The sequence below is a fragment of the Flavobacterium branchiarum genome (assembly GCF_030409845.1).
Taxonomy (GTDB): domain Bacteria; phylum Bacteroidota; class Bacteroidia; order Flavobacteriales; family Flavobacteriaceae; genus Flavobacterium; species Flavobacterium branchiarum.
In genome coordinates this window covers 2,552,692-2,570,772 of the sequence record NZ_JAUFQQ010000003.1, presented here as the reverse complement: position 1 = coordinate 2,570,772, position 18,081 = coordinate 2,552,692, and the positions used below count along the sequence as shown (strand labels likewise).

Genomic DNA, 18,081 nt, shown 5'->3' with positions numbered 1-18,081 from the left:
AACTACTGGTTTTGGGCTTTTGGGGATAGGGACAACATGGCAAAATTTGCAATGGCCAACCAACATAACAAAAGGAACTCCAGTAACGCTGAAATTAGGCTTGGAAAATAGTTTGGTTGCAGTAGGGCAAAGTATTACAGTAGTGGGAACCAAACGTAATGGAGCTAATAATCCAATTGATATTGGAGTTTTAAAATCTATATCAGGATCATTATTAAATTTATTATCAGGACAGAATTCATTTGAATACACATTTGTCCCTTCTGATGTTTCTGGCCCTAAAGATTACGATGGTATTCGAGTTCAGTTAGGATCTATTTTAAGTGTTGGACAAAGTATAAATGTTTACGATGCTTACTATGAAAAACAAGTTACACAAATAGCTTGTGAGCAAGGAGATATTCAAGACGTTTTTACAGGAGTAAAAGATTTAGGAATTGGAGCATTAACAACTACTGTTGGCGTTTCGAATCCATGGAATATAGCTGATGGAGATATCTCAACTTATGCTACAATGTTTAGTGGAGCGGGAGTACTTGCTGCAGCTGAACTTAAAGCAGTTTTTAGAACACCTTCTATGGTTGGTGATAGTTTAAGAATCACGATTTCAAAACCAGGAACAGTTTTAAACCTCAATCTACTTACAGGATTTACAGTGCAGCTTTATTCAGGTAATATTGCTGTGGGTGGGCCAATTAAAAATACAAGTAGTTTGTTGTCTTTAAGATTACTTTCTGGGGGTACAATGGCAATGACAATTGTTGCGCCTCAAACGCAACCATATGATAGAGTTACAATCACTTTTGGAGGGGTTGCAAGTGTCTTAGATCAGCTTAGAGTTCATACAATCGATCGTGTTACAAATACTAAAGTCGTTGGAGGAGATATCAACAATAAAATCACAGTTTGTCCAGGATCAAATATTTCTTTAGAAGTTCCCGAAAAACCTTGTGCCGATTATGCTTGGTATGATTCACCAATAGGAGGAAATTTTCTAGTTAACGGTCAGACATATACACTTCCTACTACATTAGCACCTGGAATTTATAAATATTACATTCAACCAATTCGTTACGGCTGTGCAGCTTTAACAAGAGGAGAGATAACTGTAGAAGTTAGAGCGACTACACCTGCAAATGCAATAGCTAGTGTAACAATAAATGGAGAAACTAATACAACAATTTGTGCTGAAATTGGCACAGTAACATTAAATGCAGTTCTAGATACTAGTCCAGTGCTTGCAAATCCAATATATCGTTGGTATAGTTTTGATGGAACAACAAGTCAATTAATAGCAGGGCAGTCTGCATCAGAATTAGTTATTACAGGATTAGTTCCTGGAACATATACATATTTTGTTGGAGTTATTTCTGATGAATTTTGTGAAACGCTACCTGTAGATAGAAAACAAGTAACATTTACAATTTTACCGACAGCACTTCCAGCAGATATTACTGTTTCGAACGCTTCTATTTGTCATAATACAAATGCAATATTAATACCTACAAGTACATTAATAAATCCCGTATTTTTTTGGTATTTAGATGCTAATAAAACACAACCTATTACTGATGGGGCTATTATTGGTGGGGTAACCTATACAATTAGCTCAGCAGGAGTTTTAACGGTTTCAGGTTTAACTACAGTGATGAGTCCCATTTCTTACTATGTAGCAGCATCTAATCCTAACACTTGTCAGAATAAAAATGGAGAACTTAAAATTGTAACGGTAACAGTAACCGATCCAGCGACTCCAACGACAACCGATACAACACAAGACTTCTGTTTGGTAAATGCACCAAAAGTTTCTGATATTCAGGTAAATGAATCAGGCGTAGTTTGGTACACAACCTTAACAGGTGGCGTAGCTTTAGCGCCAACAACAGGTTTAAATAGCGGACCCTATTATGGTGCTATCCTTGATGGAGTAACTGGCTGTGAGAGTTCAGAGCGATTATTAGTAACGGTAGACGTAACAGATCCATTAACTCCAACGACAACTGATACAACACAAGACTTCTGTTTGGTAAATGCACCAAAAGTTTCTGATATTCAGGTAAATGAATCAGGCGTAGTTTGGTACACAACCTTAACAGGTGGCGTAGTTTTAGCGCCAACAACAGGTTTAAATAGCGGACCCTATTATGGTGCTATCCTTGATGGAGTAACTGGCTGTGAGAGTTCAGAGCGATTATTAGTAACGGTAGACGTAACAGATCCATTAACTCCAACGACAACTGATACAACACAAGACTTCTGTTTGGTAAATGCACCAAAAGTTTCTGATATTCAGGTAAATGAATCAGGCGTAGTTTGGTACACAACCTTAACAGGTGGCGTAGTTTTAGCGCCAACAACAGGTTTAAATAGCGGACCCTATTATGGTGCTATCCTTGATGGAGTAACTGGCTGTGAGAGTTCAGAGCGATTATTAGTAACGGTAGACGTAACAGATCTATTAATTCCAACGACAACTGATACAACACAAGACTTCTGTTTGGTAAATGCACCAAAAGTTTCTGATATTCAGGTAAATGAATCAGGCGTAGTTTGGTACACAACCTTAACAGGTGGCGTAGTTTTAGCGCCAACAACAGGTTTAAATAGCGGACCCTATTATGGTGCTATCCTTGATGGAGTAACTGGCTGTGAGAGTTCAGAGCGATTATTAGTAACGGTAGACGTAACAGATCCATTAACTCCAACGACAACTGATACAACACAAGACTTCTGTTTGGTAAATGCACCAAAAGTTTCTGATATTCAGGTAAATGAATCAGGCGTAGTTTGGTACACAACCTTAACAGGTGGCGTAGTTTTAGCGCCAACAACAGGTTTAAATAGCGGACCCTATTATGGTGCTATCCTTGATGGAGTAACTGGCTGTGAGAGTTCAGAGCGATTATTAGTAACGGTAGACGTAAGAGATCTATTAATTCCAACGACAACTGATACAACACAAGACTTCTGTTTGGTAAATGCACCAAAAGTTTCTGATATTCAGGTAAATGAGACAGGCGTAGTTTGGTACACAACCTTAACAGGTGGCGTAGCTTTAGCGCCAACAACAGGTTTAAATAGCGGACCCTATTATGGTGCTATCCTTGATGGAGTAACTGGCTGTGAGAGTTCAGAGCGATTATTAGTAACGGTAGACGTAACAGATCCATTAACTCCAACGACAACTGATACAACACAAGACTTCTGTTTGGTAAATGCACCAAAAGTTTCTGATATTCAGGTAAATGAATCAGGCGTAGTTTGGTACACAACCTTAACAGGTGGCGTAGCTTTAGCGCCAACAACAGGTTTAAATAGCGGACCATATTATGGTGCTATCCTTGATGGAGTAACTGGCTGTGAGAGTTCAGAGCGATTATTAGTAACGGTAGACGTAACAGATCCATTAATTCCAACGACAACTGATACAACACAAGACTTCTGTTTGGTAAATGCACCAAAAGTTTCTGATATTCAGGTAAATGAATCAGGCGTAGTTTGGTACACAACCTTAACAGGTGGCGTAGTTTTAGCGCCAACAACAGGTTTAAATAGCGGACCCTATTATGGTGCTATCCTTGATGGAGTAACTGGCTGTGAGAGTTCAGAGCGATTATTAGTAACGGTAGACGTAACAGATCCATTAACTCCAACGACAACCGATACAACACAAGACTTCTGTTTGGTAAATGCACCAAAAGTTTCTGATATTCAGGTAAATGAATCAGGCGTAGTTTGGTACACAACCTTAACAGGTGGCGTAGCTTTAGCGCCAACAACAGGTTTAAATAGCGGACCATATTATGGTGCTATCCTTGATGGAGTAACTGGCTGTGAGAGTTCAGAGCGATTATTAGTAACGGTAGACGTAACAGATCCATTAATTCCAACGACAACTGATACAACACAAGACTTCTGTTTGGTAAATGCACCAAAAGTTTCTGATATTCAGGTAAATGAATCAGGCGTAGTTTGGTACACAACCTTAACAGGTGGCGTAGCTTTAGCGCCAACAACAGGTTTAAATAGCGGACCCTATTATGGTGTTATCCTTGATGGAGTAACTGGCTGTGAGAGTTCAGAGCGATTATTAGTAACGGTAGACGTAACAGATCCATTAACTCCAACGACAACTGATACAACACAAGACTTCTGTTTGGTAAATGCACCAAAAGTTTCTGATATTCAGGTAAATGAATCAGGCGTAGTTTGGTACACAACCTTAACAGGTGGCGTAGCTTTAGCGCCAACAACAGGTTTAAATAGCGGACCCTATTATGGTGCTATCCTTGATGGAGTAACTGGCTGTGAGAGTTCAGAGCGATTATTAGTAACGGTAGACGTAACAGATCCATTAACTCCAACGACAACTGATACAACACAAGACTTCTGTTTGGTAAATGCACCAAAAGTTTCTGATATTCAGGTAAATGAATCAGGCGTAGTTTGGTACACAACCTTAACAGGTGGCGTAGTTTTAGCGCCAACAACAGGTTTAAATAGCGGACCCTATTATGGTGCTATCCTTGATGGAGTAACTGGCTGTGAGAGTTCAGAGCGATTATTAGTAACGGTAGACGTAACAGATCCATTAACTCCAACGACAACTGATACAACACAAGACTTCTGTTTGGTAAATGCACCAAAAGTTTCTGATATTCAGGTAAATGAATCAGGCGTAGTTTGGTACACAACCTTAACAGGTGGCGTAGTTTTAGCGCCAACAACAGGTTTAAATAGCGGACCCTATTATGGTGCTATCCTTGATGGAGTAACTGGCTGTGAGAGTTCAGAGCGATTATTAGTAACGGTAGACGTAACAGATCTATTAATTCCAACGACAACTGATACAACACAAGACTTCTGTTTGGTAAATGCACCAAAAGTTTCTGATATTCAGGTAAATGAATCAGGCGTAGTTTGGTACACAACCTTAACAGGTGGCGTAGTTTTAGCGCCAACAACAGGTTTAAATAGCGGACCATATTATGGTGCTATCCTTGATGGAGTAACTGGCTGTGAGAGTTCAGAGCGATTATTAGTAACGGTAGACGTAACAGATCCATTAACTCCAACGACAACTGATACAACACAAGACTTCTGTTTGGTAAATGCACCAAAAGTTTCTGATATTCAGGTAAATGAATCAGGCGTAGTTTGGTACACAACCTTAACAGGTGGCGTAGTTTTAGCGCCAACAACAGGTTTAAATAGCGGACCCTATTATGGTGCTATCCTTGATGGAGTAACTGGCTGTGAGAGTTCAGAGCGATTATTAGTAACGGTAGACGTAAGAGATCTATTAATTCCAACGACAACTGATACAACACAAGACTTCTGTTTGGTAAATGCACCAAAAGTTTCTGATATTCAGGTAAATGAGACAGGCGTAGTTTGGTACACAACCTTAACAGGTGGCGTAGCTTTAGCGCCAACAACAGGTTTAAATAGCGGACCCTATTATGGTGCTATCCTTGATGGAGTAACTGGCTGTGAGAGTTCAGAGCGATTATTAGTAACGGTAGACGTAACAGATCTATTAATTCCAACGACAACTGATACAACACAAGACTTCTGTTTGGTAAATGCACCAAAAGTTTCTGATATTCAGGTAAATGAATCAGGTGTAGTTTGGTACACAACCTTAACAGGTGGCGTAGTTTTAGCGCCAACAACAGGTTTAAATAGCGGACCATATTATGGTGCTATCCTTGATGGAGTAACTGGCTGTGAGAGTTCAGAGCGATTATTAGTAACGGTAGACGTAACAGATCCATTAACTCCAACGACAACTGATACAACACAAGACTTCTGTTTGGTAAATGCACCAAAAGTTTCTGATATTCAGGTAAATGAGACAGGCGTAGTTTGGTACACAACCTTAACAGGTGGCGTAGCTTTAGCGCCAACAACAGGTTTAAATAGCGGACCATATTATGGTGCTATCCTTGATGGAGTAACTGGCTGTGAGAGTTCAGAGCGATTATTAGTAACGGTAGACGTAACAGATCCATTAACTCCAACGACAACTGATACAACACAAGACTTCTGTTTGGCAAATGCGCCAACAGTTGCTAGTCTTCAGGTAAATGAATCAGATGTTGTTTGGTTTGCATCAGAGACAGGAGGAACCGCTTTAGCGCCAACAACAGCATTAACAGATGGAGGATTGTATTATGGAGCAATCTTAGATCCACTGACAGATTGTACAAGTTCCGTTAGATTATTAGTAACGGTAAGAGTAACTAATCCAGCGACTCCAACGACAACCGATACAACACAAGACTTTTGTTTGGCAAATGCGCCAACGGTTGCTAGTCTTCAGGTAAATGAATCAGATGTTGTTTGGTTTGCATCGGAGACAGGAGGAACCGCTTTAGCGCCAACAACCGCCTTGGCAAGTGGTTCGTATTATGGAGCTATCCGTGATGGAGTAACTGGCTGTGAGAGTTCAGAACGATTATTAGTAACAGTAACCGTTACCGATCCAGCAACACTAATTATAAACGATAAGGATCAAAAATTCTGTTTAGTTACTACACCAACTGTTGCAAGTATAAATGTAAGTCCTTCTAATGTTGCTAATATAATTTGGTATGATGCTTTAAGTGGTGGAAACTTAATTTCATCTGGAACAGCATTAACTAGTGGTAATTATTATGCAGCTATTAAAGATCCAATGACAGATTGTGAAAGAGGTGTTCGATTATTAGTAAAAGTAACTGTTAATGATGGGGTTTTACCAACTACGACAAGAGCTATACAAGATTTTTGTTTAACTGCTTTACCAAAAATATCAGATTTGTTAGTAAATGAAGCTGGTGTCGTTTGGTACACAACCCAAACAGGTGGTGTGGCATTAGCGCCAAGTACATTACTTGTTGCTGGAACATATTATGGATCTTTGAATAATCTAATAACAGGTTGCGAAAGTAAATCTAGATTGGCTATTCCTGTTAGTTTTAGAGGAAGTGAGCCAGCAACAATAACTGCAAGTAAGGCTAATGCATGTGTTTTTGATGTTGTTACATATACAACTTTAAATGGAATGTCTAATTATAATTGGACTATCACTGGTGACGGAACAGTTACAGCAGGTGGAGCCACTACTGATAATTTTGTAACAGTTTTATGGCCAGAAATAGGGCCAGCAAGTGTAAATGTTTCCTATTCGAATTTATGTAATGAAACGCAAAGTAAATTACTTGCTTTAGCCGTTCAGACTTGTTCGGATATAACAATGACAAATACTGTAGACAATCCTAATCCTAAAGTTAATGAAAATGTGATTTTTACTATAACAGTTAATAACATTGGAGCAGGGAATTTTATAGATGTATTAGTTCGTGAACTTTTACCAACAGGATATGATTTTGTTAGTGCACAGACTAGTAATGGAATATATAATAGCACTACTGGAGAATGGAATATTCTAATGCTAAACGCCAATACAAGCGAAACATTAACTATAGTAGCACAGGTATTACCAACAGGCAATTATTTAAATGTAGCATCAGTTATTATCTCAAATCCAATAGATTCAGATACTTCAAATAATTTTGCTGAAGCATCTGTGAGTCCTATGATTTTGGTAGTTTATAATGAATTTACTCCTAATAATGATGGTGCAAATGATTTTTTCAAAATCGAAGGTATCGAAAATTATCCAAATAATAATTTAAGCGTTTACAATAGATATGGAGCATTAGTTTATAAACAAAATCGTTATAACAATGATTGGGATGGAACAACAAATGTTTCGGGAGCTATAAATAAAGGAGATAGATTACCAGCGGGCACATATTATTATGTTCTAGATACTGGTGCAGATGGAGCAGCTAAAACAGGTTGGTTAGCTATTATTAGATAACCTTCAGGAACCATTAAAGCATCAAATTAAATTAACTGACTAAATAGTTATAATATGAAACTAAGTGTAAAATTTATAGAGACCTATCTTTTGATATTTTGCGGTTTTGCTTCCTTCCTAGCAAATGCACAGCAAGATCCGCAATATACGCAGTATATGTATAACACAATGGTAATCAATCCTGCTTATGCTGGTTCTACAGGTAATCTAGAAGCGGTATTGTTGCATCGATCGCAATGGGTAGGAATAGATGGTGCACCACAAACACAATCCCTATCTGTACAATCGCCCTTGAGAAATGAAAAAATAGGATTAGGCTTTAGTGTAGTAAATGATAAGCTAGGGCCATCAAACGAGTTATATTTAGATGGTAATTTTTCTTATTCATTGGCTTTAGGCTATGAAAAAAGGTTAGCATTTGGATTAAGAGCAGGAATGCGAATGCTGAATATAGATTGGACTAAAGGGCGATACTATGATGCTAATGATGCTTTATTAAATAGCAATATTAATAATGTTGTAAAACCATCTATAGGAGCAGGGGTATATTATTACACAGACAGATGGTATGTAGGAGCATCGGTTCCTAGTTTCATAAGAAGTGATTATTACAATGACATACAAGAAGCCGTTAATTATGACCAGATGCATTATTTTTTTATGGGAGGTTACGTATTTGACTTGAATAGAAGTTTGAAGTTCAAACCTGCTGTATTAGCTAAAGTAGTCAGTGGAATGCCAATTTCGGTAGATCTTTCAGCCAATTTTATGCTTCAAGAAAAAGTGGTATTAGGAGCTTCTTATCGTTTTGATGATTCAGTTAGTGCGTTAGCTGGATTCCAAATATCAACAAGCCTTTATATTGGGTATTCGTATGATTATACAGTAACCAAATTGAATAAATACAATGATGGTTCACATGAATTCATATTGCGTTATCAATTTCATAAAGACCCAAGAAAAATTAAATCTCCAAGATTCTTTTAAAAATCTCACTTATGAAAAAATATTATATACTTAGCTTGCTATTCAGCTTTGTATCTGTTTTAGCACAAACAAATTTAAAAAAGGCCGATGCCTTATTTAGAAATTATTCTTATGTAGATGCTGCAAAAGCATACGAAGAGTGTTTGGAAAATATCAAAAAACCATCAGTTCAAACTTTAAAAAATGCCGCTGATTCCTATTATTTTACTTCAGATAATCGGAATGCTTTAAAGTGGTATCAAAAAGTATATGAATTACAAGGAGATAATTTACCAGATATCTATTATCTAAGGTATATTCAGTCAATGAAAGGAGTTATGGATTATGATAACGCTGATAAAATAACCAAAGAATATTTAAACAAAAAAGGAGACCAAAAGGAAATTGATAAATATGTTTATCAAAAGAAATTATTAGACAGTTTGTCCAAAAACAAATCCCTTTATACTGTGCAAAATATTGCTATTAATACCAATAAGTCTGATTTTGGAACTGCTTTTTATAAAGATAAGGTGGTATTTACATCAGCTAGAGACACAACTAATTTTGATAAAAAGTTATATAATTGGAATAAACAACCCTTCTTGAGCTTATTTGTTGCAGAAAGGAGTGCTGTTGATGGTAATTTGTTTAACGAAACAATTTTCATTCCTAATGTAATGACTAAATATCATGAGGCTACAGTAACATTTAGTCCCGATTGGAAAACAATGTATTATACAACAAACATTCTCAAGAATAATAAATTAGTTGTTGATGAATCTAGAATAAACAATTTTCAAATTATAAAAGGAACTGTAGAAGATAATAAATTAGTTAAAAGTGAAAAGGTATTCTTTGATAGTGATAAATATTCAGTAGGGCACCCAAATCTAAGTGATGATGGTAGATTGTTGTTTTTTGCATCAGATATGCCAGGTGGATATGGAGAGACCGATTTGTATGTAGTACGAATTGCTGTTGATGGCACCATGAGTTCGCCACAAAATTTAGGACCAACAATTAATACAATTGGAAATGATGTTTTTCCTTTTTATAGAAATGGAATACTTTATTTTTCTTCAGATGGACACTATGGGTTAGGTGATTTAGATATATATGAAAGTAAACTCTTGGATGGATTGAATTTCTCCGTTCCTAGAAATTTAGGAGCCCCAATAAACAGTAATAAGGATGATTTTTCATTTATAATCGATTCAAAAGATAATTATGGTTACATATCATCAAATCGTGCACAAGGTAAAGGAGATGATGATATTTATTATTTTACCAAAGGAAAGCCAATTTGTAATCAACTTATTTCAGGAAAAGCAATAAATCTAAAAACTAAAACGGGGATAAGTGATACATTTATTTTAGTGTATGATGTTTATGATACAGTTATAACCGAAACTAAAACGGATGTTGATGGAAATTATACATTAGAAGTACCATGTAGCAAGAGGGTCAAAATAACAGCTAATAAGCCAAATTACAGTGGAGATGAAAAATATGTAGAAACAACAAAAGAAAATAATGCCACTATAAAAGAGGTTAATTTCTATCTAAATAATTATGACGATTTAGTAGTTAAAAAAGAGGGAATAGAAAAAGTAGATATTAATCCTATCTTCTTTGAATACAACAAGTTTGATATTAATCCGCAAGCAGCTACAGAACTAGATAAAGTTGTGTTTGTGATGCAAAAATTCCCTAAGATTAAAATTAAAATTGAGTCACATACGGATTCAAGAGGTAAAGATGCATACAACTTGAAACTCTCAGATGAACGAGCCAAGGCAACAGAAGATTATATCCTTTCAAAAGGAATCGATGTCTCAAGAATTGTTAGTGCAATTGGTTATGGAGAAACAAGATTGGTAAATAAATGTAGCAATGGAGTTAAATGTACTGAAGAAGAGCATTTTGCCAACAGGCGTTCCGATTTTATTATAACAGAGAAATAAAACTTAAAATATTTTGTGAAAACCACTTTTAAAAGAGTGGTTTTTTTGTTTTTAATTATACTTTTGATTGCTTATTTTAGACAAAATTTTCTAGGTTAATAAAAGACAATCGAATTACAAAAAAAACATGAATATTAAGGATTCCATACAAGCTTTAAGGGACGAATTAAATGCACATAATTACAATTATTATGTGCTTGATAATGCTACAATATCAGATTATGATTTTGATATAAAATTAAAGCAACTTCAGGAATTAGAGAAACAACATCCAGAGTTTTTTGATGAAAATTCACCAACACAACGTGTAGGAGGTATGATCACAAAAAACTTTCAGACAGTTGCTCATGAATATCGTATGTATTCCCTAGATAATTCCTATTCAAAAGAAGACTTAATAGACTGGGAAACTAGAATTCAAAAAGTATTAGGTAATGTAGATTTACAATATACTTGCGAATTAAAATATGATGGAGCTTCGATAAGTATTACCTATGAAAACGGAAAATTAAAACGAGCAGTTACTCGTGGAGATGGATTTCAAGGTGATGATGTAACAAACAATATCAAAACAATAAAATCGATTCCGTTGCAATTAAAAGGAGATTATCCACCCGTTTTTGCAATTCGAGGAGAAATAATATTACCATTCGCAGGATTCGAAAAAATGAATCAGGATTTAATAGAAATAGGAGAAACCCCTTATTCAAATCCAAGAAATACAGCTTCAGGAAGTTTAAAGCTACAAGATAGTGCCGAGGTAGCAAAAAGACCTTTAGAGTGTTTACTCTATTTTGTAACAGGAAATAATTTGCCATTCAAAACCCAGTTTGAAGGATTAGAATTGGCAAGAAAATGGGGTTTCAAAGTGCCCCTTGAAGCAAAATTGGCAAACAATCTACAAGAAGTATTCGATTTCATAGATTATTGGGACATTCATCGTCATGAGTTACCTTATGAAACAGATGGAGTAGTTGTAAAAGTAAATAGTATACAGCATCAAGAAGAGCTAGGTTATACAGCAAAATCACCTCGTTGGGCAATTGCATATAAATTTAAATCAGAGCGCGTTTCAACTAAATTAAACTCAATCTCTTATCAAGTAGGAAGAACAGGAGCAATTACTCCAGTAGCCAACTTAGAGCCAGTACAATTAGCTGGAACAATTGTAAAACGAGCCTCTTTGCATAATGCAGATCAAATAGAAAAATTAGACATTAGAGTAAACGATACCGTATTTGTAGAAAAAGGAGGAGAAATAATTCCTAAAATAATTGCAGTCGATTTAACACAAAGAGAAGCAGACGCAATACCCACAAAATACATCACGCATTGTCCAGAATGTGATACCGAATTGGTAAGGTCAGAAGGAGAAGCAAATCATTACTGCCCTAATTTTTATGGATGTCCACCACAGATTATTGGTAGAATCCAGCACTATATTTCAAGAAAAGCAATGGATATTGAAGGACTTGGAGGAGAAACAGTCGCTTTACTTTTTAATAATGGTTTAGTACATAATTATGCAGACTTATATGAGCTAACAGTAGAGCAAATTCTACCACTAGAAAGAATGGCGCAAAAGTCAGCAGAAAACCTAGTAAAAGGAGTAGAGAATTCTAAAAAAATCCCATTTGAGAACGTCTTGTTTGCACTTGGAATTCGATTTGTAGGAGAAACTGTTGCTAAAAAATTAGCGAAACATTATAAAAATATAGATGCTTTGAGCCAAGCTACATTAATGGATTTGGTTCTAGTAGATGAAATAGGCGAACGTATTGCGAAAAGCGTTATAGAGTTTTTTGAGAATGACGAGAATAAAGAAATTATTAAACGCTTAAAAGGCTACGGAGTTCAATTTGAGATAGTAGAAAAAATAAACCCTAATGCGACTACTAAATTTGAAGGAAAGACATTTGTTGTCTCAGGAGTGTTTTCTAAATTCTCAAGAGACGACATCAAAAAAACTATTGAAGATAATGGAGGTAAGGTAGGAAGTTCTATTTCTGCTAAAACCGATTTTGTTGTTGCCGGTGAAAACATGGGACCAGCTAAATTAGAAAAAGCAAATAAATTAAATATACCTATAATTTCAGAAGATGATTTTATAACAAAATTAAATGAAAGCTAATACCCCCTCATTAATCCTTTACTTTTTATCGTTAACATTTGCAATTATCTTTGATTTCTTGGAAGAAGATTTTATAGGTATGTATGCAAAGGCAATTGTTGTGCCTTCAATATTTATATATTATCTTATAACGACCAATTATAAGATAAATTTAATTCAGGGACTTATTTTTGCCTTATGTTTTACAGGAGAGGTATTTAGTTTAATGGAGGTTGATGCCACAGAGTTTGGCTCTCTTTTTTGTTTTTTATCAGTCTATTTATTGTTTTTGAAACTAATTTTTGATGATAATCGAAAAATAAAACTAAGAAAAAACGACATATTGCCAGTAGCAATAGTCGTTCTTTTCATTTTATATTTATTGATTTCTGTCTTGGGTTTACAATATGAGAAAATCAAAGAATATCATTTTATTTATACTGTGTATGGGATTGTGTTAAGTATGTTAGGATGTATTTCATTTATTAGTTATATATCCAAAGGTACCTATTTAACACTTTTGCTGACGATAATGACAGCTTGTTTTATCTTTTCGGATGTCTTTTTTATATTTAATCAATCTTTTGATCATTCAATAGTATTAGTGCTAATTCGAGATGTAACTCAAATGTTAGCTTACTATTTTATGGTAAGATATTTTATCCAAAAAAGAATAGAAAACATTCGAGTAAGAAATTAAACAGTAATTGATTTTCCTTGTGATGATTTTGTCTTATTGTTGTCTAGATAAAAGTCAATTCTACCTACGTTAATTCCATAACAACCAACTTGATTAACTAAAACATCCTCACCAGCTTTGTTTTTTACAATAGTTGGTTTGTCAAGAAAAGTATGAGTGTGTCCGCCAATGATTAAATCAATATCTTGAGTTTGTTCAGCCAATTTTAAATCACACATTCTAGTAGCATCATCACGATATTTGTATCCCAAATGCGATAGACAAATAACTAAATCACATTTCTGTTCCTTTTTAAGAATTCTAACCATGTCGTGTGCAGTTTCAACAGGATCATTGTAAACAGTTTCTTTGTACATAAGCTTATCTACTAAACCTTCTAGTTCAATACCAAGACCAAAAACACCTATTTTGATACCATCTTTGTTGAAAATTTTATACGGTTTTACAAGACCGTCCATCACGGTATTTTTAAAATCGTAGTTAGAAGAGATAAATTCAAATTTTGCATGAGGCATTTGAGCATATAAGCCATCTACACCGTTATCAAAATCATGATTACCAATTGTAGAAGCATCATATTTCATCATGCTCATTAATTTAAATTCCAATTCTCCTCCATAATAGTTAAAGTAAGGAGTTCCTTGAAAAATATCACCAGCATCTAATAAAAGAACATTTGGATTTTCTTTACGGATTGAATCAATTAAAGCAGCACGTCTTGATACTCCACCCATATTTGCATTGCGAGGATCATCGGCAGGAAAAGGGTCAATATGGCTATGTACATCATTGGTGTGTAATATAGTTATGTGTTTAACATCAGGAGATGTAAAGCTACTCATAGATAAACCCAAACTCAATAATGCTGTACTAGCAGCAGTTTTTTCAATAAAATCTCTTCTTTTCATTTTAATTTATTTTGCGGTAAAACGCTTGAACTCAAAGTTCTTAAATATTTTTTAATTGTTTATTTTATTCTTGTCTAACTCGGATATCTTTTGGTACCGGAATTGGATTAACAGATTTAAAATAATCAATAAGAATGTCTCGTAATTTGTAATTTAAATCATATTTCTGAACAGCTTTCTTAAAGAAGTTCATGCTATCTCCACCATTTGCTAAATAATCATTCGTAGCAACATAATAGATTTTATCTTTTTCGATAGGTTTTCCTTGGATCAAGATGTTTGTTGGAGTATTGTTTTTAGTAATTGTAAAAGTCATTCCAGAAATTGGATGAGGCTTTTTCTCAGCAATAAAATAATTAGCTAATTCTAAAATTTGTTCTCCTTTTAATGCCATAACAACAAGACTATTTTCAAAAGGCATAATTTCAAAAGCAGTTCTAGCAGTAACATTTCCTTTAGGAAGAATTGCACGTATACCACCATGATTAAGGAAGCAAATGTCAATATCTTTGTTCTCCCTAGTTTTAAAGATTAAGTTACCTCTTTGTAAACAGGCATCTGCCATGAAATTACCAATTGATGTCTGTAATTTACCAGTACTTTTGTCTAATGTTTCAGGACAAAAAGAAAGAACACTATCTAGATCTTTGTTAATGTGTTCTCTGTAAGGTTTAATGAAATTCTCTATTTCAGGAGTTTGATTCTCAGTAGTTGTAATAGGGATTAGTTTACCCTCTATTTTAGAAACTTGATACGTTTGCTTGCTACAAGAAACTCCTAGAAAAAATGTTAAGAATATAACAAAAAGTTTTAAAAATCCGTTATACTTTTTTAGTTTTACCATCTTAAATGCGACTTAAATAATTAATTTTGTAATCAAGTAAAAGTACTATGTTTTTAAATTATATAAAGGTTTTTTTTGTAAAAAAATCATTAAATAAAAATCTTGATAATGTAAAAAACTGTGCATTTACCACCGATATACAAACTGTTGGTTTGCTTATAGATGAGAGTAGTTTTTCAGAAAAAAAAGCGTTGCTAGCTGATTTGGTGTCTAAAGGAATTGTTGAAGAGAATATTAAGATTGTTGTTTATAAAGACAAAATCGATAAAAAAGAAGCGTATACTTGTCCAACTTTTGGGATAAAAAATCTTAATTTGAAGGGAGAAATTACCGAAAATTTGTTAAAAGACTTTATAAAAGAAGAATTCGATTTATTAATAAGTTATTATGATATCGAAAAAGCAATGTTGATGCTCGTGACACAAAATTCTAAAGCCAAGTTTAAAGTTGGTTTTACATCAATCGATAAAAGATTAAATCGAGTGATGATTGATACCAATGTTCGGGAACATAAAGTTTTCGTGAATGAATTATTTAAATATTTAAAAAACATTAAACCAAATATAATCTGATATGCAATCATTAATAGGGACGGGCGTTGCACTAGTAACTCCTTTTAAAGAAGATTTTTCAATTGATATAGAAGCGTTACAAAGGATAGTTAATTTTTCTGTAGATGGAGGAGTTGAATATCTTGTAGTTATGGGGACCACTGCTGAGAATGCAACATTAACAGAGGATGAAAAGGAACTTGTTATTTCGACAGTTATTAATACAAATAAAGGAAGGTTGCCTTTGGTATTGGGAGTTGGAGGAAATAATACAATGCAAGTCGTACAAGAGTTAAAGACTAGAGATTTGTCGGCCTTTGAGGCTATATTATCAGTGTCACCTTATTATAATAGACCAACGCAAGAAGGAATCTATCAGCATTTTAAAGCTGTTGCCGAAGCGTCTCCTGTACCAGTTATTTTGTATAATGTACCAGGGAGAACAGCAAGCAATATGTTGCCAGCAACAGTAATACGTTTGGCAAATGATTTTAAAAATGTAGTTGCAATAAAAGAAGCTGCAGGTGATTTGGTACAAGCAATGCAGTTGCTTAAAAATAAACCAAGTGATTTTCTCGTTATATCAGGAGATGATATGATTGCTTTGCCTATGATTTTAGCAGGAGGCTCAGGTGTGATTTCGGTTATTGGACAAGGTTTTCCTAAAGAATTTTCTGAAATGATCCGTTTAGGATTGAATAGAAAAGTAAATGAAGCATTTAAAACGCAGTACTTTTTATCAGATTGTATTGATATGATTTTTGAGCAAGGCAACCCAGCAGGAATAAAACAAGTGTTCAAATCACTTGGTATTGCTGATAATTTTGTTAGATTGCCACTTGTTTCAGTCGACGAGTCGCTTGCAAATCGCATTGATGATTTTGTTAAAAAAAGCATTAAATAAAAATAAAAAAATAGGTATTTTATTATACTAAAAAATATTTTGTAGAAGCTAAATTAATAACTAAATTTGCCACCGAAACTTCGGTGTGGTTTTACTTGGACATAAGCATCCTGGTAATCATAATAAAAGTAAAAAAATGAAAAAAATAATATCTGTATTGTTTGTCGTTGTTCTTCTTTGTTCATGTAGTGATTATCAAAAAGCACTAAAAAATGAAGATGTAGCGGCAAAATTCGAAGTGGCAACAAAAATGTATGAAGCAGGGAAGTATGCTAAAGCAATTCGTTTGTTTGAGCAACTAGCATCATCGTATAGAGGGAAGCCTCAGGCAGAGAAATTGTTTTATATGTTTTCGCAGTCGTATTATAAAACGAAACAATATTATTTAGCGGGGTATCAATTTGAAAGTTTTGCTTCAGGATATCCAAGAAGTGAAAAAGTAGAAGAGGCAGCTTTTTTGGGAGCTAAAAGTTATTCGATGTTGTCACCTGTTTATAGTTTAGATCAAACAGATACGAATAAGGCTATTGATAAATTACAAGCTTTTATAGATAATTATCCAAATTCAGAATATTTAGCAGAGGCAAATTCTAGTCTTAAATTGCTAACTAACAAATTGGAGAAAAAAGCATTTGAAAATGCAAAAGGATATAACACTATTTCGGATTTTAAATCGGCAATAGTAGCATTTGATATTTTTATTGGAGATTATCCAGGAACAGAATTCAAAGAAGATGCATTGTATTATAAATTTGATTCAGCATATCAGTTAGCAGTAAACAGTATTTCTTCAAAAATGGAAGACCGTTTAAAAGTAGCTAAAACTGCTTATGGGAATTTAATTAAATACAAAAGTGATACTCATTACAAGGTGAAAGCTGACGAGATGAATGAGAGAGTTGAAAAAGAGTTACAAAATTTTACTAAATAAAATAAAGTCATGGATTTAAAAAAGACGAATGCTCCAGTAAATACAATTACCTACAATAAAACTACTATTGAAGAGCCTACAGGTAATGTGTATGAAGCGATAACTATTATGGCAAAAAGAGCTAATCAAATTAATTCTGAAATTAAAAAGGAATTGACTGAAAAGTTAGAAGAATTTGCTACGTATAATGATAGTCTTGAAGAGGTTTTTGAAAACAAAGAACAAATTGAGGTTTCTAAGTTTTACGAAAAATTGCCTAAGCCACATGCTTTAGCGGTTCAAGAATGGTTAGATGGTAAAACATACCACAGAAATTCAAACAAATAATAT

Annotated in this window: 11 protein-coding genes; 9 read left to right on the top strand and 2 right to left on the bottom strand. The window is 34.4% G+C overall.

All coding sequences use genetic code 11. The features are described 5' to 3' along the window. The first annotated feature begins 46 nt into the window (after positions 1–46). The 5 genes from QWY99_RS11810 (at position 47) to QWY99_RS11790 (ending at position 13,613) form a co-directional block, all read left to right on the top strand. Positions 47–7,870 (top strand): Ig-like domain-containing protein, encoded by a 7,824-nt coding sequence (locus tag QWY99_RS11810; RefSeq protein WP_290265274.1) that lies wholly within the window; start codon positions 47–49, stop codon positions 7,868–7,870. 54 nt (positions 7,871–7,924) lie between these two features. After that, on the top strand, positions 7,925–8,857 hold the full coding sequence (locus tag QWY99_RS11805; protein ID WP_290265273.1) for a PorP/SprF family type IX secretion system membrane protein: 933 nt from the start codon (positions 7,925–7,927) through the stop codon (positions 8,855–8,857). An 11-nt stretch (positions 8,858–8,868) separates the two neighbouring features. Continuing rightward, positions 8,869–10,803 (top strand): OmpA family protein, encoded by a 1,935-nt coding sequence (locus tag QWY99_RS11800; RefSeq protein WP_290265272.1) that lies wholly within the window; start codon positions 8,869–8,871, stop codon positions 10,801–10,803. Positions 10,804–10,930: 127 nt separating this feature from the next. Beyond that, a complete protein-coding gene (gene ligA / locus QWY99_RS11795) occupies positions 10,931–12,934 on the top strand; it encodes an NAD-dependent DNA ligase LigA (protein ID WP_290265271.1) in 2,004 nt (667 codons plus the stop codon). Beyond that, on the top strand, positions 12,924–13,613 hold the full coding sequence (locus QWY99_RS11790) for a lysoplasmalogenase family protein (protein WP_290265270.1): 690 nt from the start codon (positions 12,924–12,926) through the stop codon (positions 13,611–13,613). Before ligA ends, QWY99_RS11790 begins: the two co-directional genes overlap by 11 nt. Here QWY99_RS11790 and QWY99_RS11785 read toward each other — a convergent pair. Beyond that, positions 13,610–14,521: a bifunctional metallophosphatase/5'-nucleotidase gene (locus QWY99_RS11785; RefSeq protein ID WP_290265269.1), complete on the bottom strand. Its 912-nt coding sequence runs from the start codon at positions 14,519–14,521 to the stop codon at positions 13,610–13,612. The two genes, QWY99_RS11790 and QWY99_RS11785, sit on opposite strands and share 4 nt — an antisense overlap. 64 nt (positions 14,522–14,585) lie before the next feature. Beyond that, on the bottom strand, positions 14,586–15,365 hold the full coding sequence (locus tag QWY99_RS11780; RefSeq protein ID WP_290265268.1) for a 5'-nucleotidase C-terminal domain-containing protein: 780 nt from the start codon (positions 15,363–15,365) through the stop codon (positions 14,586–14,588). A gap of 47 nt (positions 15,366–15,412) precedes the next feature. Here QWY99_RS11780 and QWY99_RS11775 point away from each other — a divergent pair, with 47 nt between their 5' ends. The 4 genes from QWY99_RS11775 (at position 15,413) to QWY99_RS11760 (ending at position 18,078) form a co-directional block, all read left to right on the top strand. Beyond that, positions 15,413–15,937 carry a DUF6913 domain-containing protein gene (locus QWY99_RS11775; protein WP_290265267.1) on the top strand — a complete coding sequence of 175 codons (525 nt, stop codon included), beginning with the start codon at positions 15,413–15,415 and terminating at the stop codon, positions 15,935–15,937. Between the two features lies 1 nt (position 15,938). Then, positions 15,939–16,820 carry a 4-hydroxy-tetrahydrodipicolinate synthase gene (gene dapA / locus QWY99_RS11770; RefSeq protein WP_290265266.1) on the top strand — a complete coding sequence of 294 codons (882 nt, stop codon included), beginning with the start codon at positions 15,939–15,941 and terminating at the stop codon, positions 16,818–16,820. A gap of 136 nt (positions 16,821–16,956) precedes the next feature. Beyond that, a complete protein-coding gene (locus tag QWY99_RS11765; RefSeq protein WP_290265265.1) occupies positions 16,957–17,751 on the top strand; it encodes an outer membrane protein assembly factor BamD in 795 nt (264 codons plus the stop codon). Positions 17,752–17,760: 9 nt separating this feature from the next. After that, positions 17,761–18,078: a DNA-directed RNA polymerase subunit omega gene (locus QWY99_RS11760; RefSeq protein WP_129537989.1), complete on the top strand. Its 318-nt coding sequence runs from the start codon at positions 17,761–17,763 to the stop codon at positions 18,076–18,078. Positions 18,079–18,081: the final 3 nt, after the last annotated feature.

Coding starts and splice junctions, on each gene's coding strand:
- QWY99_RS11805 (WP_290265273.1), top strand. CDS start 7,925: ATGAAACTAAGTGTAAAATTTATAGAGACCTATCTTTTGATATTTTGC.
- QWY99_RS11800 (WP_290265272.1), top strand. CDS start 8,869: ATGAAAAAATATTATATACTTAGCTTGCTATTCAGCTTTGTATCTGTT.
- ligA (WP_290265271.1), top strand. CDS start 10,931: ATGAATATTAAGGATTCCATACAAGCTTTAAGGGACGAATTAAATGCA.
- QWY99_RS11790 (WP_290265270.1), top strand. CDS start 12,924: ATGAAAGCTAATACCCCCTCATTAATCCTTTACTTTTTATCGTTAACA.
- QWY99_RS11785 (WP_290265269.1), bottom strand. CDS start 14,521: ATGAAAAGAAGAGATTTTATTGAAAAAACTGCTGCTAGTACAGCATTA.
- QWY99_RS11780 (WP_290265268.1), bottom strand. CDS start 15,365: ATGGTAAAACTAAAAAAGTATAACGGATTTTTAAAACTTTTTGTTATA.
- QWY99_RS11775 (WP_290265267.1), top strand. CDS start 15,413: ATGTTTTTAAATTATATAAAGGTTTTTTTTGTAAAAAAATCATTAAAT.
- dapA (WP_290265266.1), top strand. CDS start 15,939: ATGCAATCATTAATAGGGACGGGCGTTGCACTAGTAACTCCTTTTAAA.
- QWY99_RS11765 (WP_290265265.1), top strand. CDS start 16,957: ATGAAAAAAATAATATCTGTATTGTTTGTCGTTGTTCTTCTTTGTTCA.
- QWY99_RS11760 (WP_129537989.1), top strand. CDS start 17,761: ATGGATTTAAAAAAGACGAATGCTCCAGTAAATACAATTACCTACAAT.